At 47.8% G+C, this 24,920-nt stretch carries 19 protein-coding genes; 12 read left to right on the plus strand and 7 right to left on the minus strand.

Features of this window, described 5'->3' with window-relative positions; all coding sequences use genetic code 11:
* Positions 1-142: 142 nt before the first annotated feature.
* Genes BUB19_RS02755 through BUB19_RS02765 form a run of 3 tightly spaced genes read left to right on the plus strand, consistent with a single transcriptional unit; the run spans position 143 to position 1,621 of the window.
* Positions 143-637 carry an RNA polymerase sigma factor gene (locus BUB19_RS02755; protein ID WP_073091592.1) on the plus strand — a complete coding sequence of 165 codons (495 nt, stop codon included), beginning with the start codon at positions 143-145 and terminating at the stop codon, positions 635-637.
* Positions 621-950, plus strand: coding sequence for a hypothetical protein (locus BUB19_RS02760; protein ID WP_073091595.1), 330 nt, complete (start codon positions 621-623; stop codon positions 948-950). Before BUB19_RS02755 ends, BUB19_RS02760 begins: the two co-directional genes overlap by 17 nt.
* A 17-nt stretch (positions 951-967) precedes the next feature.
* A complete protein-coding gene (locus BUB19_RS02765) occupies positions 968-1,621 on the plus strand; it encodes a Spy/CpxP family protein refolding chaperone (RefSeq protein ID WP_073091598.1) in 654 nt (217 codons plus the stop codon).
* A gap of 147 nt (positions 1,622-1,768) precedes the next feature.
* Here the strand turns inward: BUB19_RS02765 and BUB19_RS02770 are convergent, their stop codons facing one another.
* Positions 1,769-2,644: a ligand-binding sensor domain-containing protein gene (locus BUB19_RS02770; protein ID WP_073091601.1), complete on the minus strand. Its 876-nt coding sequence runs from the start codon at positions 2,642-2,644 to the stop codon at positions 1,769-1,771.
* Positions 2,645-2,912: 268 nt separating this feature from the next.
* Here BUB19_RS02770 and BUB19_RS02775 point away from each other — a divergent pair, with 268 nt between their 5' ends.
* From BUB19_RS02775 to BUB19_RS02785, 3 genes are read left to right on the plus strand one after another with little or no spacing between them, the layout of a single operon-like run.
* Positions 2,913-5,648, plus strand: a complete 2,736-nt coding sequence (locus tag BUB19_RS02775) for a PSD1 and planctomycete cytochrome C domain-containing protein (RefSeq protein WP_073091604.1) — start codon at positions 2,913-2,915, stop codon at positions 5,646-5,648.
* Between the two features lies 1 nt (position 5,649).
* The gene (locus BUB19_RS02780; RefSeq protein ID WP_073091607.1) at positions 5,650-7,146 is read left to right on the plus strand and encodes a DUF1501 domain-containing protein; all 1,497 of its coding nucleotides are present in this window, start codon (positions 5,650-5,652) and stop codon (positions 7,144-7,146) included.
* 27 nt (positions 7,147-7,173) lie between these two features.
* Positions 7,174-8,121 carry a sugar phosphate isomerase/epimerase family protein gene (locus BUB19_RS02785; protein ID WP_073091610.1) on the plus strand — a complete coding sequence of 316 codons (948 nt, stop codon included), beginning with the start codon at positions 7,174-7,176 and terminating at the stop codon, positions 8,119-8,121.
* Here BUB19_RS02785 and BUB19_RS02790 read toward each other — a convergent pair.
* Positions 8,118-9,032, minus strand: coding sequence for a glutaminase (locus BUB19_RS02790; protein WP_073093112.1), 915 nt, complete (start codon positions 9,030-9,032; stop codon positions 8,118-8,120). The genes BUB19_RS02785 and BUB19_RS02790 overlap by 4 nt on opposite strands.
* A 419-nt stretch (positions 9,033-9,451) precedes the next feature.
* Positions 9,452-12,067, minus strand: a complete 2,616-nt coding sequence (clpB, locus tag BUB19_RS02795; protein ID WP_073091613.1) for an ATP-dependent chaperone ClpB — start codon at positions 12,065-12,067, stop codon at positions 9,452-9,454.
* Between the two features lie 290 nt (positions 12,068-12,357).
* Between clpB and BUB19_RS02800 the strand changes: the two genes are divergently transcribed.
* The 3 genes from BUB19_RS02800 to BUB19_RS02810 all read left to right on the plus strand — a co-directional run bounded on the left by BUB19_RS02800 (position 12,358) and on the right by BUB19_RS02810 (position 15,632).
* Complete coding sequence (locus BUB19_RS02800; RefSeq protein WP_073093114.1) at positions 12,358-13,800, plus strand: sulfatase; 1,443 nt, start codon at positions 12,358-12,360, stop codon at positions 13,798-13,800.
* Positions 13,801-13,885: 85 nt separating this feature from the next.
* The gene (rlmN, locus tag BUB19_RS02805) at positions 13,886-14,935 is read left to right on the plus strand and encodes a dual-specificity RNA methyltransferase RlmN (protein ID WP_073091616.1); all 1,050 of its coding nucleotides are present in this window, start codon (positions 13,886-13,888) and stop codon (positions 14,933-14,935) included.
* 70 nt (positions 14,936-15,005) lie between these two features.
* On the plus strand, positions 15,006-15,632 hold the full coding sequence (locus tag BUB19_RS02810) for a TetR/AcrR family transcriptional regulator (protein WP_073091619.1): 627 nt from the start codon (positions 15,006-15,008) through the stop codon (positions 15,630-15,632).
* A gap of 6 nt (positions 15,633-15,638) precedes the next feature.
* Here BUB19_RS02810 and BUB19_RS02815 read toward each other — a convergent pair whose 3' ends face one another.
* Genes BUB19_RS02815 through BUB19_RS02830 form a run of 4 tightly spaced genes read right to left on the minus strand, consistent with a single transcriptional unit; the run spans position 15,639 to position 19,630 of the window.
* On the minus strand, positions 15,639-16,565 hold the full coding sequence (locus tag BUB19_RS02815; protein WP_073091622.1) for a rhomboid family intramembrane serine protease: 927 nt from the start codon (positions 16,563-16,565) through the stop codon (positions 15,639-15,641).
* A 6-nt stretch (positions 16,566-16,571) separates the two neighbouring features.
* The gene (locus tag BUB19_RS02820; protein WP_073091626.1) at positions 16,572-17,363 is read right to left on the minus strand and encodes a rhomboid family intramembrane serine protease; all 792 of its coding nucleotides are present in this window, start codon (positions 17,361-17,363) and stop codon (positions 16,572-16,574) included.
* A 16-nt stretch (positions 17,364-17,379) separates the two neighbouring features.
* Positions 17,380-19,221, minus strand: coding sequence for a DNA mismatch repair endonuclease MutL (gene mutL / locus BUB19_RS02825; protein ID WP_073091629.1), 1,842 nt, complete (start codon positions 19,219-19,221; stop codon positions 17,380-17,382).
* Entirely contained in the window at positions 19,214-19,630 is a 417-nt protein-coding gene (locus BUB19_RS02830) for a hypothetical protein (RefSeq protein WP_073091632.1), read from the minus strand. Before BUB19_RS02830 ends, mutL begins: the two co-directional genes overlap by 8 nt.
* Positions 19,631-19,887: 257 nt before the next feature.
* On the opposite strand from BUB19_RS02830, the gene BUB19_RS02840 reads away from it, so the two are divergent.
* From BUB19_RS02840 to BUB19_RS02850, 3 genes are all read left to right on the plus strand, one after another.
* Positions 19,888-22,857 carry a serine hydrolase domain-containing protein gene (locus tag BUB19_RS02840; protein WP_073091638.1) on the plus strand — a complete coding sequence of 990 codons (2,970 nt, stop codon included), beginning with the start codon at positions 19,888-19,890 and terminating at the stop codon, positions 22,855-22,857.
* A 66-nt stretch (positions 22,858-22,923) separates the two neighbouring features.
* Entirely contained in the window at positions 22,924-24,066 is a 1,143-nt protein-coding gene (gene bshA / locus BUB19_RS02845) for an N-acetyl-alpha-D-glucosaminyl L-malate synthase BshA (protein ID WP_073091641.1), read from the plus strand.
* A 148-nt stretch (positions 24,067-24,214) separates the two neighbouring features.
* Positions 24,215-24,844, plus strand: coding sequence for a sterol desaturase family protein (locus tag BUB19_RS02850; RefSeq protein WP_073091644.1), 630 nt, complete (start codon positions 24,215-24,217; stop codon positions 24,842-24,844).
* Positions 24,845-24,920 lie beyond the last annotated feature (76 nt).

Here is a 24,920-nt window from a genome sequence, read left to right on the forward strand (position 1 = left end):
GAGCAGCGATTACGACTGTAGCCCGGATCGTGGCAAACCTGCCAGTTTGATAATCCTGCTATTGTTAGGCAAAATGGATTTACTGTATTTATTTTTTCATTCGTGTCATATATCTGCGTGAAAACGACACCAATAGGCAAGTATGACAAGAGACCAACTTGAAACAGTCGTAAAATCCCTGCATATGGATGCGTTTGTATGGGCAAGGCAATGTTGTGGCTTTGACGGAGAAATGGCCCGGGATGTCCTGCAGCTGGTTTACCTGAAGATATTGGAAGGAAAGGCAACCTTCCACAACCAATCGACAGTAAAAACCTGGTTGTTTTCCGTCATCAGGTATACTTCGATGGAATGGGCACGGAAAACCCGGGTTGAAAATCCGCTCCCGGAGATCATGGAGATAGCCGATCATTCGTCCGACGATCCTGAAGAGGTCTCTCACGAAGCACTTTTATTATTGCTTCCTGAAAGGCAGAAAGAAGTGCTGCTTTTGACTTTCTACCATGGTCTAACCCTTGAAAAAGCAGCTGGTATCATGCAGGTAAGTCTCGGAACAGCCCGTACACACTATGCACGGGGGAAGAATAATTTAAAAAGTATGATATTAAAACGAAGGAAACATGAAGACTGCAGATAAATCAAGGGATCCGGTGCTTGAAGAATTCTTTGCAGCATACAGACGGCAGGACCGGCATTTGTCGATTCCGGTATTTCCAAAAAGCCCTAAGAATATTAGAAAGAGGACGCTTGCCGTATTGGGGATAGCAGCTTCCATATCGATTGCGTTATTCTATTTCCCAAAAGCAGAAGAAGACATCTCCCTGGATCGGAACCTGTTGATCATTTCGCTTGAAAAAAACGAGGAACAGGATCCAACCATTGTCGTAACAACAACTACCTCCATGGACATCTGGGAATCGCCCACCGAATCCCTGTTAACCGAATTTTAACAAAACTCCTGACTAAAATGAAAACTGTATTTGTATTGCTTTTGCTCCTGCTGGCTAATTTCACTCATGCCCAGGATCTGTTTCAAGATCACCTTTACGCTGCAGACCTGGTCATGAGTCAACGTGATAAAATTAATCTTACGGATCAGCAGGCAACTGCCATTAAGGAAATTCACAGCAAAAACGCAGGGGAATTCAGCGTCCTTAAATGGGATCTGGAAGCCGCTACCTCCGGGCTAAAAGAACTTATGGATAACACCAAAGTAGACATGCATGCAATTGAAAAGCAAATGGACAAGGTGCTCTCCCTGGAAAACCAACTAAAAAAACTACAGCTTGGTACCTTAGTGGCTATTAAAAACGAACTGACTGAGCAGCAGCAACAACAACTGGATAAAACCAAACCCGGAGGAGCCGTAAACGTGATCGGATACGGAAACAACAATTTCACCAATAAAAACCAATCCATCCGAATCGTAGATAGCAACGGAGGCAATGACAATCCACTGTATCTGGTCATTGACGATGGCAAGGAGAAAATGGTCGAAAACCTTACTGCCATACAGCCGGATGATATTGAAAGTGTTTCGGTACTAAAGGGACCCAGCGCAGTCAAAAAGTATGGTGCGAAAGGGAAAAACGGGGTCGTGGTTATTACTTTAAAGCAGTAGACCGTTCAATACTAGTCCTTCCCAGGGAAAAAACCGGGTAATCATGTGATTTATTAGCACACTTTAAATCCAGGATCGTTAACCGACAGCGGGTTTCGCCAGCAGTCGGAATGGAGAGGTTTTAAAAAAACCAGCCGAAATTCAGCTTTAAAGCGTAAAAAACAGCATGACAATTAGCTTCCATTCTCCATCTTTCTTGACGAGAACGCGTTGTTCTTTGGAGACTGGTCTATTTGACCCTTTATTTTTCTTATCGAAAGTTGCCCAGGCCTGGTTTCCGGCTACCGAAATCTGGTAGTTGTAGAATTCACTGGGCTCGAGGGGGTTTGGCGCCTGTTCCATAACCGGTCTGATTTGTTTTTCCACTTCTTTCCACCCTTTGAAACTATACGTAAGTCCGTTTCCCCAAATCACATTTTCATTATGATCGTAGAAACTGGAAAAAGCCTCCACTTCCATCCCGCTGAAATGGTGTTCAAAAACCTCGTTAGCGGGAAGGAAGCGATCCAGGAACGCCGGCTGGGAGGGCTCCAATAGCGCACCTCCACCTCCTACCCAGATGGCGCCCGATGAGTCTTCGTACAAACAGGTAACAAAATCTCCTCCAAGACTGGTGGTGTCGTTCGGTCCGTTGCTGTACCTTGTAAAAACTCCGGCTACCGGGTCGTATCGATTGACACCTCCACCCCATGTGGCGATCCAGATCCTTCCAGAACGATCTTCCAGTATATCCATGATCAGATCGGAGGAATGGCTGTTGGAATCGTCCGGGTCATGTCGCAGAACTTCCTTCATCCCGCTCTCCGGATTAAAATGGAGAAGTCCGCAAGGTTGCGGCCAGCATCCAACCCAAAGGTCGCCCTTTCTGTCCTGATGAAGGGCTTTTATACTTCTTTTGCCCGAATCGAGCTTTATGGCCTCAAGCAAACCATTTGACCGATAACGAAACATTCCAGATTCCTGAGTACCAACCCAGTTTTCCCCATCATTCCCACCAATAATCTCATTGACCTGATCCTCCACCAGAAAGGTCTCGAAGAATCCGGCATATTTTGGCCTGGTGCAGGGTTCAAACCAGACTGGATTTTTTACTTAAGATAAGCAATTTCCAAATCTTTCAAAAATCTAAATTTTGATTACAGACCATTATTTCGCCGGTGGGTTGCGGGGTAATGCTGTTGGTGGGGTAGCCCGCCTGAAAACTGATAAATCTCCCTTCTACTTTAGCAGTACCTTGCGATTTCAGGCATTTCTGGCTATTTTGCATTAAATTTTCGCTAGTACCCGCCCCATGAAAAAACCAGTCCTCTTTATCGGTGTGGCCAGTTTACTGCTGGCAGGAACGGTTTTCTTTGCCTTAACCAGGGAAAAGGAAATTGACTACAGCACTCAGGTAAAACCTATCCTGAACCAACACTGTATTTCCTGCCATGGAGGGGTCAAGAAAAATGGGGGATTCAGTCTGCTTTTTGAAGATGAAGCCCTGGCCCCGACAGAGTCAGGCCACCCTGCCATCATTCCCGGCGATGCCAGTGCAAGCGAGTTTATCAATCGGCTTACAGCAAATGATCCGGAGTTGCGCATGCCCTATCAGAAAGCCCCCCTTTCGGATGAGGAAATCGACATACTTACGGCCTGGGTGGACCAGGGAGCAACATGGGGCAAACACTGGGCTTACGAGACTCCCACAAAACCCAGCCCCCCTGAGACAACTGTAAAGGCAGGCTTTTTTGCTGAATCTGCTCCCGGATTTATTCAAAACGCTATCGACCGGTTTGTAGCCGAAAAACTGAGACAAGAGGAGCTGCAGCCCTCACCCGAAGCGGATAAAATGGTGCTGCTGAGGCGATTGAGCCTTGACCTGACCGGAATTCCGCCCGGGGACACGCTGGTTCAGCAGTGGAAAACCAACGCATTGACTTATGAGGAGCTGGTAGACACCCTACTGAATAGCCCGCAGTTTGGAGAAAAGTGGGCTTCCTGGTGGCTGGATCTGGCAAGATACGCAGATACCAAGGGCTATGAGCGCGATGTAAGCCGGGAAATCTGGCCCTATCGCGATTGGGTCATCAAAGCCCTGAACGCCGACATGCCTTTCGACCAATTTACGGTGGAACAGCTTGCCGGGGATTTACTCCCGGATCCTGATCTGGATCAGCTGACAGCCACCGCATTTCACCGCAATACCATGAATAACGATGAGGGCGGGACACAGGATGAGGAGTTCCGCGTCGCTGCAGTAATCGACAGGGTCAATACCACCTTTGACGTATGGCAGAGTACTACCATGGCTTGCGTACAATGCCATAGCCACCCCTACGACCCCTTTACCCATGAAAACTATTTCCAACTCATGGCTTTCTTCAATAACAGCCGGGATGAAGACACCCATGGGGAGGAACCCAAATTAAAATTTTATAGTGGAGACGACAGTGTCCGGGTAGAAGAAATAAAGGACTGGGCAGCCCGCTATGGAAACGAGAAATTGGAAAAGGAAATAGACGCCATCCTCCGCTATCAGGAACCTAAATACCACGCCCACCTGGCCGAAGATTTTGAAAATGGGGAGCTTATCGATACCAAATGGCTGGGCCTTTGGGATCAGGGATCCTGTTATTTCCGGGGGATTTACACCGGTGGATCTCCTTACATATACCTAAATTATTGGACAGGCAACGAAGGAAGCCTGCTGACCATTCGCAGGGACGGCCCCGAGGGAGAAGTTCTGGCCCGGTTTACCCTGGACAAAACGGAGGGCCGGGTGATCCGCCGTTTTCCCATAAAAGAAGTTCAGGAAAAAGTAGACCTGTACTTACACATGGAAAACAAAGGCCTTAGCCTGCAGCAAACCAGCTCAGCCATCAACTGGCTGGCTTTCTTTCCCGAGTTACCTGGAAAAAATCAACCCGGTCATGCTGAAAAAGACCGGAATTTCATGGCACTCCTGAACACGAACACCTCTACCGTTCCGATCATGATCGAAAACCCAGACTACATGAAGCGGACGAGCCATGTGTTTGAACGAGGCAATTGGATGCTCAAAGGAGAGGAAGTGGCACCGAATGTACCCGCCATCCTCAACCGTTGGGACCCTGCATGGCCGGAAAATCGCCTCGGTCTGGCCTATTGGTTGACCAGCAAGGAAAACCCACTCACAGCGCGTACCCTTGCTAACAGGATCTGGGCACAACTTTTTGGACGTGGCCTGGTAAGTAGTCTGGAAGATATGGGCACCCAGTCCGACCCTCCCAGTCACCGGCAATTGCTGGACTGGATGGCCGTTCGACTCATGGACGACTACGACTGGAGATTGAAGCCCTTTATCAAAGACCTGGTTTCATCCGGCACCTACCGGCAGTCTTCCGTTTCTTCAGCATTGCTTCACGGAAAGGACCCGGCAAACCAGTGGTATGCCCGTGGTCCGAGGTTTCGGCTCAGTGCCGAACAAATCAGGGACCAGGTATTGGCAGCCTCAGGTCTGCTGAGTAAAAAAATGTATGGCAAGCCGGTAATGCCTCCCCAGCCGGACAATGTATGGCAAACGGTGTACAACGGTGAATCCTGGAAAACCAGCGAAGGAGAAGACCGCTACCGGCGGGCGATCTACACCTTTCTGAAGCGCACCAGCCCCTACCCTTCCTTTATCAGTTTTGATGCAGGGAGCAGGGAGGTATGTACCATTGATCGCACGCTCACCAACACTCCCCTCCAGGCACTGGTAACCTTAAACGACCCGGTATATCAGGAAGCCGCCTACCACCTGGCGCTGCGTATGCGGCAGTCCGGGGAGGAGGATCCCATTTCCTGGGCTTACGAAAAGCTACTGCTGCAGCCTATCAGCGCTGAAAAACACCGGTACCTGGAAGAGCTCCGCGAGTTTGCAGTGGAAGATTTTGCCAGTGATCCACAGGCCATGCAAGACTGGCTGCAATTTGCCGGGGAATCTGAAAAAGACCCCCAGCTTGCGGCGCTGGCGGTAGTTGCCAACGCATTGTTGAATCTGGACGAATTCCTAACCAAATCCTGACATGGACGAAATAAAAAAATTGCTTGCTGAAAAACTGGAAAGAGAATTGAAAACCCAGACCCGCAGGCATTTTATACAAAGCTGCGTTACGGGCATGGGAGGACTGGCGCTGGGATCGCTCATCGGTGGTTGCCAATCTGCTGAACCCGGTAAAATGCAACTTTCCGAGCGGGACCTGAATCCACTCTCTGCCCTGCCACCTCCCTTTACCCCTAAGGTAAAATCCGTAATCTATTTACACATGGCTGGTGCGCCGTCCCAGTTGGAAATGTTTGATTACAAACCCGAGCTGGCAAGACTGCACAACCAGGAATGTCCGGAGTCACTTTTACAGGGAAGAAAATTTGCCTTTATTCGTGGGCGTCCCAATCTGCTCGGCCCCCAGGCCAACTTTGAGCAATGTGGCGAGTCAGGCAACTGGGTGTCCGATTATCTTCCTCATTTTAAACAAGTAGTCGATGAAGTAGCCTTCCTGAAGGCTGTGCATACGGATCAGTTCAACCATGGCCCGGCCCAGCTTTTTATGCAAACCGGCAGCCCGAGGCTGGGGAGGCCCAGCATAGGCTCCTGGGTAACCTACGGCCTGGGTTCCGAGAATCAGAACCTGCCCGGCTTTGTGGTACTCACTTCGGGTGGAAAAACTCCGGACGCCGGAAAAAGCGTATGGGGCAGTGGTTTTTTACCCTCTGTTTACCAGGGAGTGCAGTGCCGGTCAAAAGGTGATCCGGTATTGTATATCGAAGACCCGAAAGGGATGTCCCGGGGCCTGAAACGAAAAATGCTCGATGCCATCAATGACATCAACGAGGCTGATTTTCAGGCCTATTCTGATCCGGAAATACTTGCCAGGATCAACCAATACGAAATGGCCTTTCGCATGCAGATCGAGGTGCCTGAGGTGATGAATATCAACGAAGAACCAGAATACATCCACCAGCTCTATGGTACCCAACCGGGCGAAGAGTCATTTGCCAACAACTGCCTGCTCGCCCGCAAAATGGTAGAAAAGGGTGTGCGGTTTGTGCAACTCTATGACTGGGGCTGGGATGCACACGGCACCGGCGAAAGTACCGCTATAGATCTGGGTATGAAAGATAAGTGCAGAGAAATAGACCGTCCGATCACTGCCTTGCTCACCGACCTCAGGCAACGAGGCTTACTGGACCAGACCCTGGTAGTCTGGGGAGGAGAATTTGGACGCACCCCCATGCAGGAAAACCGGGAAGGAAAAACCCAGAGTTACAAAGGCCGGGATCATCACGTAGATGCCTTTACCATGTGGATGGCCGGGGGCGGCATTAAAAATGGAGCCTCCCACGGGCTCACGGACGATTTCGGCTTTTCCGGTGTGGATAACACGGTTTCTGTGCACGATGTCCACGCCACCATACTCCAACTATTGGGATTTGACCATGAGCAGTTTACCTATGATTTTCAGGGACGGCCTTTCCGCTTAACGGACGTGGAAGGGCATGTGATCCGGGAAATCCTATCCTAACCAGTGACGAAAATTAGCAATACTCCTATGAACCGAAGAACATTTATCCGGCAAGGTACTACATTCTCCCTGGGATTGGCCTCCGCACCTTTCCTGGCCAATGCGACTCCGGATCTGCGTCAACGCAAATTCCGGATAAGCCTTAACCCCTATGCCATCGGCGTGCAAATCGATCAGGAGGAAATGATAGACAAGGCAGTGGTACATAAATTTGAGGCGATCCTTCCCGTGCCTTCTCAGCTGATGGAATTGTCGCCGGGCAAATTGGACGAATTTCTGGCCAGAAAGAAGGCAAACCAACTCACCTGGGATTCGGCTGGGTTACCGGTAGATTTCCGGAAGGACAAGGCAACCTACGAGTCGGGGATCAAAGAGCTTCCCAAAATCGCTATCCGGCTCCGGGAAGCGGGTGTGAGCCGGGTAAACACCTGGATCATGCCTAGTCACAACGAATTGCCTTACCTCGAAAACCTCAGGCAACATAGTCAGCGACTGGGCCTGGCTGCACGAATACTGGGAGAAGAAGGGCTGAAACTCGGTTTTGAATATGTGGGAACAAAAAACCTTAAAATTATCAATCGCTACCCCTTTGTCGGTACATTGAAGGAAGTTCAGGACCTTATCGCCGATATTGGTCGCCCCAATGTAGGGGTGCAATTGGATAGTTTTCACTGGTACACCTCCAGCGAGAGCGTAGAGGACTTAGAGAAACTGAGCAACGATCAGATCATAACCTGTGACCTCAATGATGCCACAGCCGGAAGAAGTATCATGGAGCAAATTGACGGAGAGCGTCAACTCCCCGGAGCCAGTGGATTGATTGACCTGAAGGGTTTTATGCAGGCCCTTGTAAATATCGGTTATGACGGACCGGTGCGGGCAGAGCCGTTCAATGCAAAATTAAACGCTATGGAAAATGATCCGGCCATGGCAGCTACATCCAGGGCCATGTGGCGAACTGTCAACCTGGTTTAAAACAAGGAAAACTTCAGCCTGTTGGTCAAAATCTCCAGGGCCTTGATGGCCCGCGTAGAATTGCCCTTTTCGTTCAGTTCGGGAGACCAAACGGCAATGCTGAATTTTCCGGGCATAAGGGCAACTACCCCTCCTCCAACACCACTTTTGCCGGGCAAACCCACCCGGAAGGCGAATTCTCCAGACTCGTCGTAAAAACCACACATCAGCATCAGCGCATTGATACGGCGGGTATGGCTTTCGCTCAATACTTCTCTCCTGGCAAAAATTGAATAACCGTCATTGGCCAGAAATGAAACTGATTTGGCCAATTCTTCACAGCACATTTCTATGGAACATTGCGAGACGTAGGTTTTTATCACTTCCTGTATATCATTGTCAAAGTTTTTGTAGGCCTTTAGGAAATACGCCATGGCCGTATTCCGCTCTGCATGCCTGAGTTCGGATTGCATTACCTCCTCATTGATCCGCACACAGTGCTGGCCGGCCAGCTCATCGATATATTCACGGATACACCGAATGGGGTTCTCAAACTTGCTGGTCAGCGCATCGGTGATGACCAGGGCTCCGGCATTCAGGAAAGGGTTTCTGGGGATACCATGCTCATATTCCAACTGGGCAATGGAATTAAAAGGATTACCACTTGGCTCCACATTAACTCTGGACCAGAGCTTACTGCGAAATACATGAAATACCATGGTAAGGGTGAATACCTTGGAGATGCTCTGAATGGAAAAGGGCACCTTGTAATCCCCGGCACCAAAAACATTTCCCTGCAAATCGACCAAAGCGATCCCAAAGTGCTCACCTGATACCTTAGCCAATTCTGGTATGTAATCCGCCACTTTTCCGGTAAGACCCATTGCCCTTACCTCATCATAAACCTCCGAAATCAATTGCTGATAATCCATTGTCTTGTGGTTTGCTGCCTGAACCTGCACAGCCGCACCCAAAAGTAGCTTATTTGTGGTCTATCTCCCTACGAACCTGGCAGGAATTTCAGGCATTAATGTTTTTTTCCATGTCCAGTACCTGGCATCTATCAACCACCGGGATTTTATTCTGTTTTTTACCGGAACGAGTTTAACCAGCATGTACATCAGGTTTCATTGTAAAGGCTGCCATTACAAGGAAATCAGGTAGTTTGGAAACTGAAGAATAGCACCGCTATGGCGAAGCTGAAAACTGCAAGGAAGTGACTGATTTTAAAGCAATTTTATTTTGCACCAGAATTCCTGTTGCCTATTTCGGGTTTAAGACGGAAGCAAACAAAAAAGCAGCCGAACCCATTCCGGCCCGGCTGCAACTTCACTTAACCAACAAACCAATCTTATTCCACGACTATAGGATCTGCATTTTTAAAGTAAACCTGCCCATCTGCATCTAAGTCTACCAATACCGCGCTGTCGCTTTTGATATACCCGCTCAGGATCTGCTTGGAGAGCTCGTTTAATATCAATCGCTGCATGGTCCTTTTCAGAGGCCTGGCCCCAAACTGAGGATCGAAGCCTACATCACCCAAATGATCCAGCACTTCCCGGGTAGCTTCAATTTCAATATTGGATTCAGACAATCGATGTTGAATCTCCTTCCACTGAATATCCACAATTTTGCGGAGGATTTCCTTATTCAAGGGTTCAAACATGATGGTTTCATCAATCCTGTTCAGGAACTCCGGCCGCACTGATTTTTTGAGCAGGGCAAAGACCTCCTCTTTCGTTTCTTCCATCACCTGTTGCTTGTTCCATTCATCCATGGCGTCAAACCGCTCCTGGATCAGCGTAGAGCCAATGTTGGTGGTCATGATGATAATTGTATTTTTGAAATTGGCCGTTCTTCCCTTATTGTCTGTCAGCCTGCCATCGTCCAAAACCTGCAGCAGGATGTTGAATACATCCGGGTGAGCCTTTTCAATCTCATCCAGCAAAACTACGGAATAGGGTTTTCTCCGTACGGCTTCGGTCAACTGACCGCCTTCGTCATATCCCACGTATCCGGGAGGCGCTCCCACCAGCCTGCTCACGGCATGGCGCTCCTGATATTCGGACATATCAATCCGCACCATGGCGTTTTCATCGCTGAAAAGGTATTCTGCTAGGGCCTTGGCCAACTCGGTTTTTCCGACTCCTGTAGTTCCCAGGAAGATAAATGATCCGATCGGACGCTTTGGATCCTGCAGTCCTGCCCTGCTTCTCCTGACGGCATCAGAAATAGCGGCGATGGCCTCGCGCTGCCCGGCTACCCTTTTCCCCAGCTCCTCTTCCAGGTGAAGCAATTTTTCCCGTTCACTCTGGATCATCCTGGAAAGCGGTATACCTGTCCATTTACTGACCACTGCGGCTATATCTTCGCTGTCCACCTCCTCTTTCAATAGGGGAGAATCTTCCTGCATTTCCTTGAGCTGTTCCTGGAAGGAATGCAACTTTTTCTCGCTCTCTACTATCTTTCCATAGCGTATCTCTGCAACCTTCCCAAACTCGCCCGATCGCTCGGCCTGTTCGGCTTCCAGCTTAAACTTATCGATATTTTCCTTTTCCCGTTGAATGCCCTGGATCACAGCCTTTTCACTTTCCCACTTGGCTTTGATATCCTGCCGCTTTTCTGTCAATTCGGCCAGTTCCTTACTCAGGACCGTTTCCTTATCCTTGTTTTTCTCCCGGCGTATGGCTTCCCGCTCAATCTCCAGTTGCATGATCCTACGATTGAGTTCATCCAGCTCCTGCGGCAAGGAATCTATTTCCATGCGCAGTTTGGCAGCTGCTTCATCCATCAGATCAATGGCCTTGTCCGGAAGGTACCGGTCTGAAATATACCGCTGAGACAATTCAACTGCTGCAATGACGGCATCATCTTTCACCCGCACCCCATGGTGCAATTCATATTTGTCTTTGATACCGCGCAAAATGGATATGGCGTCGGCTGCGTCGGGTTCATCCACCACCACCTGCTGAAACCTTCTCTCCAAGGCCTTGTCTTTCTCGATGTACTTCTGATACTCCTTGAGCGTGGTAGCGCCGATGGCATGAAGCTCACCTCTGGCCAATGCAGGCTTGAGCAGGTTGGCGGCATCCATCGCACCCTCACCTCCTCCACCGGCACCGATCAGGGTATGTATTTCATCTATAAAGAGGATGATTTCTCCCTCAGAGTCTGTCACTTCCTTGATTACCGCCTTCAGGCGCTCTTCAAACTCACCTTTATATTTTGCGCCTGCCACCAGCAGCCCCATATCCAGGGATATCAGCGTCTTGCTTTTGAGGTTTTCCGGTACATCCCCGCTGACGATCCGTTGGGCCAGCCCCTCTACGATCGCTGTTTTACCTACCCCTGGTTCTCCCAGTAATATGGGATTGTTTTTGGTTCTTCTCGCAAGGATCTGTAAGACCCTCCGGATTTCTTCATCTCTACCAATTACCGGGTCTATTTTACCCTTCTTTGCCAGGTCATTCAGGTTTTTGGAATACCGCTCCAGTGACCTGTATTTTGATTCTGCATTCTGATCCGTCACTTTATTTCCTTTTCTAAGTTCTTTTATCGCTTCAATTAATTTCTTCTCTTCAAGACCCTGATCCTTCAATAGCTGTGCTGTCTTGTCGGATCCGGCCAGGACTCCCAACACCAGGTGTTCTACCGCTACATACTCGTCACCGAATGTTTTCAGGTATTCTTTTGCCTTTTGCAAGGCCTGGTTGCTGGCATTGGACAGATAGGGCTGCTGCCCGCTCACTTTGGGGAGCTGCTGGATGAGATCATCCAGCTTGTTGAGCAGCAGATTGCTGTTGACCCCCATCTTTTTAAATAAAAAATCGGTGACATTGCTGTCTTCCTGGATGATGCCTTTGAGCAGGTGAGCCGGCTCAATGAGCTGCTGCTGGGCGGCAGTACAAAGCTCCAGTGCCTTTTGAATGGCCTCCTGAGATTTGATGGTAAATTGTTTGAAATCCATGATGCTATAGGTTAAGTGCTTTTACTTACAAACGTATGTTTTCACTCAATCAAATATGTAACCAAACCGAATCCCGACTGAAATCCGGAAATAATGTCCGTTTTTGAACAGTTTTCCATTGAGATGCAGACTTTTTGGCAGATTGTGAGAGCGCTTAAATCAACCATAAAATAACCACACTCCGGCTGCATTCTTAACTGATTTATTTAACTTTAACCCGGGCCATTTCTTTTTCTGATCCAATATTGTAGATGAGCAGAAATGCCCGGATTAAACCTAAATTGCTTTTGATGGAAAGATTGATATTACCTGCTTTACTAGCTGTCCTCTTATTGTCCTGCGGTGAAAAACCGGCAAAGAAACCCAATTTTGTTTTCATCCTGGTAGATGACCTCGGCTGGGCAGATATCCAAACAAACTATCCAGACACTTTTTATGAAACGCCCAACCTGGATCGCCTGGCAGGGTCGGGCATGCGTTTTACACAGGCCTATGCTGCCCATCCCGTTTGTAGCCCTACCAGAGCTGCGCTAATGACGGGTAAGCATCCCAACCGGGTCAACATCACCGACTGGATCCCGGGATTTAGCCGTGACCGGGAGCAGTGGGAACTGGAGACTCCGGCCATTAGCCATCAGTTGGAACTTGAGGAAACTACACTTGCGGAGAAGCTCAGGGAAGGTGGCTACCAGACTTATTTTATAGGCAAGTGGCACCTGGGCGAGGAGGAACGGTTCTGGCCCGAAAACCAGGGGTTTGACATCAATATTGGAGGCTGGAGTGTAGGTGCCCCACAGTTAAAAAAGGGAGAAGCCAACGGCTACTATGCTCCCTACGGCAATCCAAGACTTGAGGACGGCCCGGAGGGAGAATACCTTACCGATAGACTCACAGCTGAAAGCATCGCATTGATTCAGGAAAGCAAGGATAAGCCCTTCCTGTTATACCTTTCTTTCTACAGCGTACACACCCCCATTCAGCCAGCCCCACGCCACCATGAATATTTCATGGAGAAAAGGGAAAAGCTTCAGCCTGCCGCAACACAGGTAACCTACCGTCAGGAAGGCACAGGGCATACCAAGCTTATACAGGACAATGCTGCCTACGCTTCCATGATAGCCGCCATGGATGACAATATCGGAAAGATCATGGAAGCGCTTGAAGAATCCGGCCTTGATGAGGATACCTGGATCATCCTGACCAGCGATAACGGGGGGCTTTCCACCCTTTTCACAGAGGGAGCACCCACGGCAAACGGACCCCTGAGGGCTGGCAAAGGCTGGTGTTATGAAGGAGGCATCCGTGTCCCATTAATTATCAAGGGTCCGGGAATTAAAAGTGCAGGGACGGTATCCCACACCCCCGTAGTCAGTATGGACATGTACCCAACCCTTCTCAGCCTGGCAGGAATACCGGAGGAAGCCCGGGACGGAAAAAATTTACAGCCCTTGCTGGAAGGAAAAAACCAACTGGATCGGGAAAGCCTGATCTGGCACTACCCCCATTATCATGGCAGTGCATGGAAACCCGGATCTGCAATCCGGGAGGGCAAATGGAAACTGATCCACTTTTATGAAAACCAGGTCAGTGAACTCTATGACCTGGAAAACGATCCTGGCGAGAAAAAAGACCTGGGAGCGGAATTTCCGGAGAAAGTTACCGAACTGCGGCAGAAGTTAATGATTCAGCTTAAAGCAACAGGAGGAAAGGTGCCCGTCCGAAAAGCGAACTAGCCGGCCAGGGAAAAGATAAAACGAGGGGATTTGAACCATTTGAAGGGAAGTAATTGTTTTTACTGGCCCGCAAAAAAGGAAAGTCATGCAGCAAGACACTAAACAGGATATCAGGAAACTGGATTTGGAGGCACTGGAGCGCTATTTTTTATCAATTGGTGAAAAGAAATTCAGGGCTCACCAAGTGTATGAATGGCTTTGGAATAAATCGCTCAAAAATTTTGACGAGATGAGCAATATCTCAAAGTCTACCCGTGAGCACCTTAAGGAGCATTTTACGATCAACCATATCCAGGTAGACCATTTTCAGCGAAGTACTGATGGTACCATTAAGAACGCAGTCAAATTATTTGACAGCAACATTGTAGAATCTGTACTGATCCCAACCTCCAGGCGGATTACAGCCTGTGTATCTTCGCAGGTGGGGTGCAGCCTGGATTGTAACTTTTGTGCCACTGCCAGGTTAAAAAGAATGCGAAACCTAAACCCGGATGAAATTTATGACCAGGTAGTGGCGATACAACAAGAGGCCAGGGTCTATTATGACCGGCCATTGACCAATATCGTATTTATGGGGATGGGAGAGCCCTTGCTCAATTACCAGAATGTCCGGGCCGCCATAGAAAAAATTTGTTCTCCGGAGGGTCTGGGCATCTCTCCCAGACGGATCACCCTGTCCACGGTTGGCATAGCCAAAATGATCCGCAAAATGGCAGATGAAGAGGTGAAATTCAATTTGGCCGTATCGCTGCACGCTGCGATTAATGAAACCAGAAGCCGGCTTATGCCCATTAATGAAACCAATACCGTGGAAGATCTGGCAGAGGCACTGAAGTACTGGTATGCGAAAACGAAAAGAAAGGTCACCTATGAATACGTGATCTGGGATGGAATAAACGATGACGAAGCCCATGCCAGGGCCCTTGCGAAATTCTGTAAACTCATTCCTTCAAAGGTGAACATTATTCAGTACAATCCCATAGACGAAGGGGAATTCAGGCAAGCGGCAGCGGATAAGGTCGCTCTATACATGCGGATCCTGACAGAGGCTGGTATCGTCGCCAAGGTTCGAAAATCCCGCGGTCAGGATATTGATGCTGCTTGCGGACAGTTGGCAAATAAAAACGAGTTGTAATAAAACGCTTGGTTTTTTTCGGATATGAACGTCTTTTTTTTAAATTTGAATTACACTTTCAAAGATTAAAATGGATTTGCAAACCCTGATCGAAAAATCTCTAACCGTTTTTAATGAGTACGGCTATCACCGCACTGATATGGAGCTGCTGATGGATCAGCTTCAGATCAGACCATCCGATGTAAAAAGCGAGTTTACAGATTTTGAAGACCTGATCATAAAAATATTCTACAGCCTCTGTGCTGAATCTGACGCTGCTACTGCAGAAATTGACAAAAGCAGCACCTCTCTGGAGTTGCTGTATTCCAGCACCCTTGCCTCTTATAAGATCCAATTCAAGTACCGCTTTTTTTTCATGGATCTTGGTGCGATTATCAATCAGCATGAGGCGGTAAAAGACCGGTATTTTGAGTTGATTTCCTTACGAAAGACCCAATTGATCCATTTGTTTAACCTGCTTTTTCAGGAAGGGGTGTTTGAGAATGAAAAATTCCCAGGAAGCTTCGAAAACCTGGCCAACCAAATGACCATGCTTTCCGATTACTGGCCCACCCATAACCAGATCATCTTCGGAAAAGAAATTTTTCACTATCAGTATTACAGCAAGCTGGTATTCTCGATGGTGCTTCCGTTTCTTACGGAGGCTGGGTTAAATGAATACAAGAGGATTTTGGGCTACGACAAGCCGGATCGCTGATTCAGATCAAACATCTTTGTTGCTAAAATCAAAAAGTTTTCGTTTTTCTTCCTTGCTCAGGTTGTCATAACCCTTTTCAGCTATTTTATCCAGGATACGGTCGATTTCTTCCTGGGTGCTGCTACTGCCCGATGTGGCCCCGGTACTCCTGCTTCTGCCGGAAGCACTTCTCCCGGATTCTGATCCCCGTCTGTAGGTAACCTTAACCTTCGGCTTGGCACTGAATAGTTTTTCAAAAAACTGGCCTACCGCCTGCACGGGTTTTCCCAGGTCTACACCCTTATTTAACTGCAGGATGTAGATGTAACCCAGGGCAGCTCCACCAAGATGTGCCAGTTCGCCCCCGGCATTCGCTCCTGCCGAATTGGCAAAAGCCACCAGTACATAAAAAATAGCTATGTATTTGATCTTGACAGGACCGATCAACAGGAGATGAAAATGGGTGTCTGGCCGGAGTGTAGCTGCAGCCACGACAATGGCATACACACCTGCGCTGGCGCCCAGCATCAATGCTCCATCTACCCTGTCGCTGAAATAGGGAGCGATGTTGTATAGTACCATATACAACAGACCTCCGGCAATACCCCCGAGAAAGTAAAGGTTTACCAGCTTCCGGTTGCCCAGGTATTCCTGCACCAGCAGACCAAACCAATACAAAAAAAGCAGATTGAAAATAATGTGCAGGAAGCCTTCGTGCAAAAACATATAACTGATGAGCGTCCAGGGTTGCATCAAAAACCTTGGCACCGAGGCTGGCATCATCAGATAGGACAAGATAGACCGGTATACCTCCTCTGCACCACCTATGGTCAGAAAAACCCTCGCTACCATCAAGACCAGAAAGGCCAGCAGATTGATTGCAATAATCTTATACAGACCATTGTCCTTATGGTCAAAGGCATGCCTGATATGATACCAAAATCCTCCGTACATCTTTACCTAATAAAAATTTCTTCTGTCTTTTTTCCAATATACGACCAACACGGCACCTATCATCAGTCCTGACAGGTGCGCAAAATGAGCTACATTATCTGTGGGATTAGATACAAATATATTATAAACTGTGTATAGTCCATAAAACAATACCAGGTATTTTGCCTTTACCGGCATCGGCGGAAAGAGTAAAAACAACTGGGTATTCGGAAACAGCATACCGAAAGCGATAAGAATACCGAACAGTGCTCCTGAAGCACCCACCATCGGGATATTTGCCTGACCCTCTCTGATTTCGAGCATGGCTCTTTTGGCTTGTTCCTGGATCTCAGCATCATCCGGGTTTCTGCTGTAATTGTCCACAAAATCATAAATGGACGGGTTAAACATGTGCCTGTTTTGCGAAACAAAACGGTTGAAAGTCTCCGGGTCAGGATTGGCGGTAAAAGCCTCTATGCTGTTGTTTAGCTTACCCATCTTGTAGGCATTGTAGCCCGAATACATGACCCCTGAACCTATCCCGCACACCATCCACAGGATCAGAATTTTCTTTGGCCCCAGAAACTGCTCCAGCAAGGGGCCAAAGATAAACAGCCCAAACATATTGCTGAAGAGATGCCAGAAATCTGCATGCATAAACATGTAGGTCACAAACTGGAAAGGCATGAAAAATCGGCTCTCTATATAATAAAGCGCAAATAAATTTTTGAGCTGCGGCAGAAAAAAGGAGGCGATTACGTGCATCCCCACAGTGATCAACAACAGGTTTTTCACGATGGGGGTAAGGGCTCTGAACATATATTTTCGTTTGGTTTCAGGTATAGAAAAATCTTTCGATTTTATCTAAGTCTAATTTGATAAATGTTTTGTACCCTTCCGGGCTGTAATTGGGGTTCTGGCAGGCAAACAACTGGCCTGCCAGGTTTTCCATTTCCTGGCTTTTCAGCGGATCTCCTTTCTTTATAGCGGTTTTCTTTGCCAAAGACCTTGCCAGATTTTCTCTTCTACCAAGAGACAATTCATCCTTAAAATGTTTGAACTGTTCCAGCATCTCTTCAAACAGAAGTTTTTCGCTGGCAATATGGATGTCTGTCGGTACGCCATTGATCAAAATGGTATTCTGACCAAATACTGTCAATTGGAAACCTAAATTATTGAGTTCGTCTTTCAGATCCATCACCAGGGCAAAGTCCGCCGGGCTCAGGCTAATGTTCTGTGGAAAAAGGCACTGCTGCGAAGCCCCGGCAGATTGCTCCAACTGCCGGATGTATCGTTCATATAAAATCCGTTGATGCGTAGCCTGCTGGTCAAAAACGAGCAATCCCGAAGAAGTCTGGGTCACAAAATAGGCCTGACCGATCTGAAACGTCTTGCCCGCTCCGGTTATGGGCTCCTCGGGATTCAATTCCCCCGCGTTTACCTTACTGGGAAAGGTTTTTACATCACCTCTAGGCTGACGTTCTTTCTCAGGGTCAAAATGCAGGGTCCTTTCTTCGTGGTCCTGCTGGAACATTTGTTCCCAGCCCCGGGCATCTTTGTGCAGGGCGCTTGGACCCCGGTAAGCACGGTAATTGTTTTCTGTACTTACTTCCTGCCCCTTTCCGGTATCCTTCCCCCAGTTGTCGGTAAAATTTACATCCAGGCTAAAATCAATCGTAGGTACCACATGGTGTGCTCCCAGAGCCTGTTTTACAGCAGACCTCAGCACGCCGTATATGGTCCTTTCGTCATCAAATTTAATCTCAGTTTTGGTGGGGTGTACGTTGATATCGATGTGTTTGGGGTCGATATCCAGAAAGAGCACGTAAAATGGATGCTGGTCAGTTCCGATTAACCCCTCAAAGGCATTTAACAGGGCATGGTGCAGGTAGTTGCTCCTGATATAGCGCTTGTTGACGAAAAAAAACTGTTCTCCCCTCGTTTTTTTTGCCTGCTCAGGGCTGCCTACATAACCCTTGATATCGATATGGGGAGAGGATTCCTGACATACAATTAATTGATTTCGGTATTGCTTTCCGAAAATTCCAACGATCCTTTTACTCAGCTTGCCTGCAGAAAGCTTAAATAGCTCCATGTCGTTTTGGTGAAAGGTAAAAGCCACCTCGGGATAGGCCAGGGCCACGCGCTGAAACTCCTCCACCAGGTGTTTGGTCTCTACGGCATTTGACTTGAGAAAATTTCTTCTGGCAGGGACATTGAAAAACAGATTTTTTACCGCAATGGAAGTGCCCTCCTGGAAGACAACCGGTTCTTGTTTTTTTACCTGCGAGCCTTCGATCTGAATGAGGCAGCCCAATTCATCTCCTGCACGTTTGGTCTTCAGCTCTACCTGGGCCACAGCCGCAATGGAGGCCATGGCTTCACCTCTGAACCCATGGGTACGGATATTGAAAAGGTCTTCAGTCTTTTTGATTTTGGAGGTGGCATGTCGCTCGAAACACATTCTGGCATCTGTGATAGACATCCCCATGCCATCATCTATGACTTGTATCAACGTTTTTCCGCCGTCCCGAACCGCTACCTGTATGTTTTTGGCACCTGCATCGATGGCATTTTCCAACATCTCCTTCAGTGCAGAGGATGGCCGCTGAACGACTTCCCCGGCGGCAATCTGATTGGCAAGCGCATCAGGCAACAACTGAATCAGGTCATTCATTCTTTTTGCTGGGTTTTAATTTGAATAACCCGATCAACAATGCTATCGCTACGCCCAGATATAGCAGGTAATAAAGGATATCAGGCCCCAGGTAAAGGTAGCCGGCAAACCCGCCCACCAACAGTACGAAGATAATGGTCCGCATCAAACCTGCGCTTTGCAACAAGCCGGAGGGCTGCTTCTTGATGGGGCTACCCTGGGTAAATGCCCCCCTGATGGCGGAGCCATGCCGGTAACTTAGCTGCCTGTCTAATTCTTTCTCTTCCGGTGTAAGCAGCCCCCTGGCTTCCAGATCCCTTCTTATATCCTCAGTTCTATTTTGGATTTCTTCCTTTACAGGATCGTAGTGTCTGGGATTGATCTGGAATCTTCTCGGTTGATTTACCCTGAATATAGATGGAAATTTCATGCTGAAAATTATCTGCTTCTTTCCTGGTATCGGTAGATTTTCCTGGTATTTTCTACCCGGGATTGCCCCTGGATTAGATAAAACAAGCGGTTACCGAAACCGAATTTATTTAACTATTGTTTTTCGAATAAATTTATACCTGTTCATCACTTTTATCATAGGTAGAAATCTGGAATTTATGTATGTTTGGATAATTCCGGGAATTGTGTTACACAAAGTTATCCCTAAATTATTACCAATAAAATTTTAACACGCCCATGTGTCAAAAAGTTTATGCCTTTACCTTTTGTTGCATCCTGCTTCTCGGGCTGGTTTCAAGCCACTACCATGTCCCGGATCGGGACCTTTTTCAAAGTGAAAACGCTACTGACCAGCAAATATGGGTAGATAGCGTATTCAATAGCCTGACATTTGAACAACGTCTCGGACAATTGTTTATGGTAGCCGCCTATTCGAATAAGGGCAAAGCGCACCAGGAGGAAATTGCGCAGCTGATTAAAGATGAAAACCTCGGAGGGCTGATTTTCTTTCAGGGTGGGCCGGTACGTCAGGCACATCTCACCAACGAGTACCAGCAAATGGCCAGGACACCGCTTTTTATTGCCATGGATGCTGAGTGGGGCCTGGGAATGCGTCTGGACAGTGTATTGAGATTCCCCAAACAAATGACACTGGGCGCAGCAGCCGAGGAAGTGCTGGTCTATCAAATGGGAAGAGAGATCGCCCGCCAATTTGGGGAAATGGGCATGCACATCAATTTTGCTCCGGTGGTAGACGTAAATTCCGATCCGGACAATCCCGTGATCGGCTACCGGTCTTTCGGAGAGGAAAAAAAATTGGTAAGCAGAAAATCACTGGCTTACATGCAGGGCCTCCAGGATCATGGCGTGATCGCCAACGCAAAGCATTTTCCCGGGCATGGCAATACCAGTTCAGATTCACATTTTACTACTCCGGTGATCCGGAGCAGCAAAGAAAGCATCGTAGACGTAGACCTGTATCCATACCGGGAGATGATCGACAAAGGGCTGATGAGCATTATGGTGGCCCATCTGCACATACCCAGCCTGGGCAGCGAAGCGAGCCTTCCCACCACTTTGTCTCCGAAGGTGGTCACAGGGCTGCTTCGGGAAGAAATGAATTTTCAGGGGTTGGTGTTTACAGATGCCCTCAACATGAAAGGAGTGAGTAATCTGCACAAACCAGGGGAGGTAGACCTGCTGGCCCTTCTTGCCGGAAACGATGTACTCCTGTATGCAGAAGACGTTCCGAAATCGAAAGCCCTGATACTGGAAGCGGTAGCAGATGGTAAAATCAGCAAGGAAGAAATTGACAGCCGGGTGCGTAAAATATTGAATGCGAAATATTGGGCAGGACTGCACCGGCCGCAGCACATCAACACGCAAAAATTGGTGGAAAGACTGAGTAATTTTGGTACCAAAGCACTCATAGAACAGCTTTACGCTTCTTCCATTACGGTACTGAGCAACCAGACTGAGGCCATTCCGATTCGGCACCTGGACACTAGGCGAATGGCATCCCTTACCCTCGGCGGAAAAGGCGATACCTTCAAATCCTACCTGGACAAATATGCTGAATTTACCCATTATACCCTCAGATCCAATAGCAATCAATACAATTTTGCTGCTATGGAAGAAAACCTCAAAGAATATAGTACCATTGTGGTAGGGGTAATGGGTATGACCAATAACAGGCGCCGAAATTATGGGCTGAACAAAGAAGAAATTGCATTTATTGACAAACTGCAGGAAAACCACGAGGTCATCACGGTAGTTTTCGGCAACGCTTATTCGGTAGGGAACTTCAGGGAGCAGGAAAATCTGATTCTGGTATACGAGGAAAATGAATTTACCGAAAGCCTTGCACCCCAGGTAATTTTCGGAGGCAGGCCGGGTACCGGGAAATTGCCTATCGGTACGGATCAGCAGTGGGTAGTGGGACATGGGATCCAGACACCCAGCCTGGACCGCCTCGCCTACAGCACGCCTGAAGCGCAGAATATGGATAGCAGGGAATTGCTGAAAATCGACGTCCTGATGGAAAAAGCCATTGCAGACAAGGCCACGCCCGGTGGGACCGTGCTGGTGGCAAAGAATGGTGCTGTGGTGTTTGAAAAATTCTACGGGCACCACGATTACAGCAAAAGTGTGCCTGTAAATGAGAAAACTCTGTACGATCTGGCCTCCCTCACCAAGGTCATGGCTACCACGCAGGCTATCATGTTTCTTGAAAGCCGGGGCCTCATAGATCTTGATGAGAAGCTGGCTACCTATCTTCCTGAATTGGCGGGCACGAATAAAGCCGGCATCCGTATCAGGGATATACTCACCCATGAGGCCGGGTTGGTCCCATATATCCCTCATTTCACCAATACCCTGGAAGGCAGTGAATGGAAAAAGGAATACTATAGCGATAAAAATCAGGCGCCATACACCCTTCCTGTAGCGAATGGTCTGTTTGCCCTGCAATCGCTTCCGGACAGTTTATGGAAGTGGACAGTAGCATCGAATCTCAGGTATTCGGGTACCAAAAGTGGCCGGTATAGCTACCGCTACTCTGATGTTGGCATGTATTTGTTGCACCGCCTGATTGAAACCCGGATCAATCAACCCATGAATGAGTTTCTGGAGCAGCATTTTTATGCTCCGCTGGGAATGCATCGCTTTGGGTATCTGCCACTGCAGAAATTTGACCCCGGGCAAATCGCACCTACGGAGGATGACCGTCTTTTCAGAAAAACGCTTGTACAAGGCTATGTACATGATCCTGGCGCAGCCCTATATGGTGGTGTAGCCGGTCATGCAGGCCTTTTCGGTACTGCCAACGACCTGGCCAAACTGATGCAGTTGATGCTACAGGGCGGCAAGTATGGCCCGGTCGAGATTCTGGACGAAGAGACCATCGAGAAATTTACAAGAAAACATTCTTTCAGAAGCAGGAGGGCACTGGGCTGGGATAAACCCGACCCACAGCCGGACAAAGGACCTACCGGAGACCTCGCTCCCCCGGGTACTTTTGGACATACCGGCTTTACGGGCACGGCGGCCTGGGCTGATCCCGAAAACCAATTGATTTACATATTTCTATCCAACAGGGTACATCCTGATGCCGGAAACAACCGGCTTTTGAGAGAGAATATTAGATCAGACATACAGGATATTATCTACAAGTCGATAAATTCCCATATACTTTTGGCCAAAAAATGAACAAATTGACACAGATACCGTGTTAAAGTTGGATACATAAACCTGGCCCTTAAGAAAAAATACGTAATGAAAATCGGGATTGTTTGTTACCCTACCTTTGGTGGTAGTGGTGTAGTCGCCACCGAATTGGGAAAAGCCCTATCCGCAAAAGGTCATGAGATTCATTTCATTACCTACAGCCAACCAACACGCTTGGATTTTTTTAGTGAAAACCTATTTTACCATGAGGTAGACATCAAAAGTTATCCGCTTTTCGAACACGCCCCCTATGAACTTGCTTTGGCAAGCAAGATGGTGAACGTGGTCAGGTACGAGGAACTGGACCTGCTGCATGTACACTATGCCATACCCCATGCTTCAGCCGCCTATATGGCCAAGCAAATTTTAAAGAAACAGGGTATAAACATCCCGGTGGTGACCACCTTGCATGGTACCGACATTACTCTCGTGGGCAAGGACCCCAGCTATGAACCAGTCGTCACCTTCAGTATCAACGAGTCCGACGGGGTCACTGCGGTCTCTGAAGACCTGAAGAAAGACACATTGCTTCATTTTGACATTCACATCCCTATCGAAGTCATCCCCAACTTCATTGATCTGAATAGGTTTAAGAAACAAAAAAAAGAACATTTCAAAAGGGCTATCTGCCCTATGAACGAGAAGCTTCTTGTACATACCTCCAATTTCCGAAAGGTAAAGCGGGTGGAAGATGTCATCCGGGTATTCTTTGAAGTCCGCAAGGTGATTCCCGCAAAACTGCTGCTGGTAGGTGACGGTCCCGAAAGAGATAAAATGGAGCGTTTGTGCAGGCAGTTGGGAACCTGCGAAGATATCCGGTTCCTGGGAAAACTGGAGGCGGTCGAAGAAGTGCTTTCCGTAGCGGATCTATTTCTCATGCCATCAGAGAAAGAAAGTTTTGGCCTGGCCGCTCTGGAAGCCATGGCCTGCGAAGTCCCGTTATTGACCAGCAATGTAGGTGGCATACCTGAATTAAACATCAATGGAGAAACAGGTTTTCTCTGTGAGGTGGGTAATATCAGTGAAATGACAGAAAAGGCATTGTTTATTTTAGATGACAAGAACCTCCCAGGCTTTAAAAAAAATGCACTTGCCCGGGCCAAGATGTTTGATGTGTCGGCAATATTACCCAGGTATGAGGCATTCTACGCAAAAACCATTGAAAATTCTTTACTGACTTCAAAACTCTGATAAAAATCATCATTTATTTGAGACTTTACTGGAATCTATTGTAACAAGCTTTTCGTTTAGATCACAAACGAAGTCCGATTAAGTAGATTATTGCTTAACTTAGGCATCAAAATTGAAGGCATAATACCGATAAAAAATTACTCGCATAATGAAGAAAATTGGAAGATTGGACCGCCCTGACAATAGCGGAAGTGCTAAAATGTTTGCCAATCCAGTTTTGGAAAAACTCAGCAGGACCCATATCAGCGTACCTATAGTGATGTTTATAACTGTAGGGACTCTTTCACTTTATTTCGGCGCATCTACCACAGATATCCCGTGGGGAAAAGCACTTTTGACCGTTTTTGCCGGCTTTCTGGTATTTACCTTTGTTGAATACCTGCTCCACCGCTATGTGTATCACATGGTACCCGACACCAGGTTTAAAGACAAATTGCAGTACGCCATGCACGGTGTACACCATGATTACCCAAGAGACAAGGACCGCCTTGCCCTTCCCCCTTTTATCACCGGTATGTATGCTGTCATTCTGTATTTTCTTTTCGATTTTATGATGGGTGAGACGGCTCTTTACTTTCTACCAGGCTTTCTGATGGGCTATGCCCTTTACCTGGGGATACATTATCTGGTACATGCCTACCAACCTCCGAAAAACTTTCTCAAAACGCTGTGGGTAAACCATGCGATACACCATTACAAAGATCCGGATGTGGCATTCGGTGTCAGCACGCCTCTTTGGGATTATGTGTTTGGTACAGCTCCTAAAAAGCCTCGCTAAATGTCCACATCGAAATCAAACATAAACTACCGGCTCCGGCTGGAAGCGGCAATTCAAAAGATTGACCGCTTTTTTT

This window comes from Cyclobacterium lianum, from assembly GCF_900143075.1.
GTDB classification, from domain to species: domain Bacteria; phylum Bacteroidota; class Bacteroidia; order Cytophagales; family Cyclobacteriaceae; genus Cyclobacterium; species Cyclobacterium lianum.

What these genes read in the sequence shown, in the direction of transcription:
- BUB19_RS02755 (WP_073091592.1), top strand. Translation starts at nt 143, where the DNA reads ATGACAAGAGACCAACTTGAAACAGTCGTAAAATCCCTGCATATGGAT.
- BUB19_RS02760 (WP_073091595.1), top strand. Translation starts at nt 621, where the DNA reads ATGAAGACTGCAGATAAATCAAGGGATCCGGTGCTTGAAGAATTCTTT.
- BUB19_RS02765 (WP_073091598.1), top strand. Translation starts at nt 968, where the DNA reads ATGAAAACTGTATTTGTATTGCTTTTGCTCCTGCTGGCTAATTTCACT.
- BUB19_RS02775 (WP_073091604.1), top strand. Translation starts at nt 2,913, where the DNA reads ATGAAAAAACCAGTCCTCTTTATCGGTGTGGCCAGTTTACTGCTGGCA.
- BUB19_RS02780 (WP_073091607.1), top strand. Translation starts at nt 5,650, where the DNA reads ATGGACGAAATAAAAAAATTGCTTGCTGAAAAACTGGAAAGAGAATTG.
- BUB19_RS02785 (WP_073091610.1), top strand. Translation starts at nt 7,174, where the DNA reads ATGAACCGAAGAACATTTATCCGGCAAGGTACTACATTCTCCCTGGGA.
- BUB19_RS02790 (WP_073093112.1), bottom strand. Translation starts at nt 9,032, where the DNA reads ATGGATTATCAGCAATTGATTTCGGAGGTTTATGATGAGGTAAGGGCA.
- clpB (WP_073091613.1), bottom strand. Translation starts at nt 12,067, where the DNA reads ATGGATTTCAAACAATTTACCATCAAATCTCAGGAGGCCATTCAAAAG.
- BUB19_RS02800 (WP_073093114.1), top strand. Translation starts at nt 12,358, where the DNA reads ATGGAAAGATTGATATTACCTGCTTTACTAGCTGTCCTCTTATTGTCC.
- rlmN (WP_073091616.1), top strand. Translation starts at nt 13,886, where the DNA reads ATGCAGCAAGACACTAAACAGGATATCAGGAAACTGGATTTGGAGGCA.
- BUB19_RS02810 (WP_073091619.1), top strand. Translation starts at nt 15,006, where the DNA reads ATGGATTTGCAAACCCTGATCGAAAAATCTCTAACCGTTTTTAATGAG.
- BUB19_RS02815 (WP_073091622.1), bottom strand. Translation starts at nt 16,565, where the DNA reads ATGTACGGAGGATTTTGGTATCATATCAGGCATGCCTTTGACCATAAG.
- BUB19_RS02820 (WP_073091626.1), bottom strand. Translation starts at nt 17,363, where the DNA reads ATGTTCAGAGCCCTTACCCCCATCGTGAAAAACCTGTTGTTGATCACT.
- mutL (WP_073091629.1), bottom strand. Translation starts at nt 19,221, where the DNA reads ATGAATGACCTGATTCAGTTGTTGCCTGATGCGCTTGCCAATCAGATT.
- BUB19_RS02830 (WP_073091632.1), bottom strand. Translation starts at nt 19,630, where the DNA reads ATGAAATTTCCATCTATATTCAGGGTAAATCAACCGAGAAGATTCCAG.
- BUB19_RS02840 (WP_073091638.1), top strand. Translation starts at nt 19,888, where the DNA reads ATGTGTCAAAAAGTTTATGCCTTTACCTTTTGTTGCATCCTGCTTCTC.
- bshA (WP_073091641.1), top strand. Translation starts at nt 22,924, where the DNA reads ATGAAAATCGGGATTGTTTGTTACCCTACCTTTGGTGGTAGTGGTGTA.
- BUB19_RS02850 (WP_073091644.1), top strand. Translation starts at nt 24,215, where the DNA reads ATGAAGAAAATTGGAAGATTGGACCGCCCTGACAATAGCGGAAGTGCT.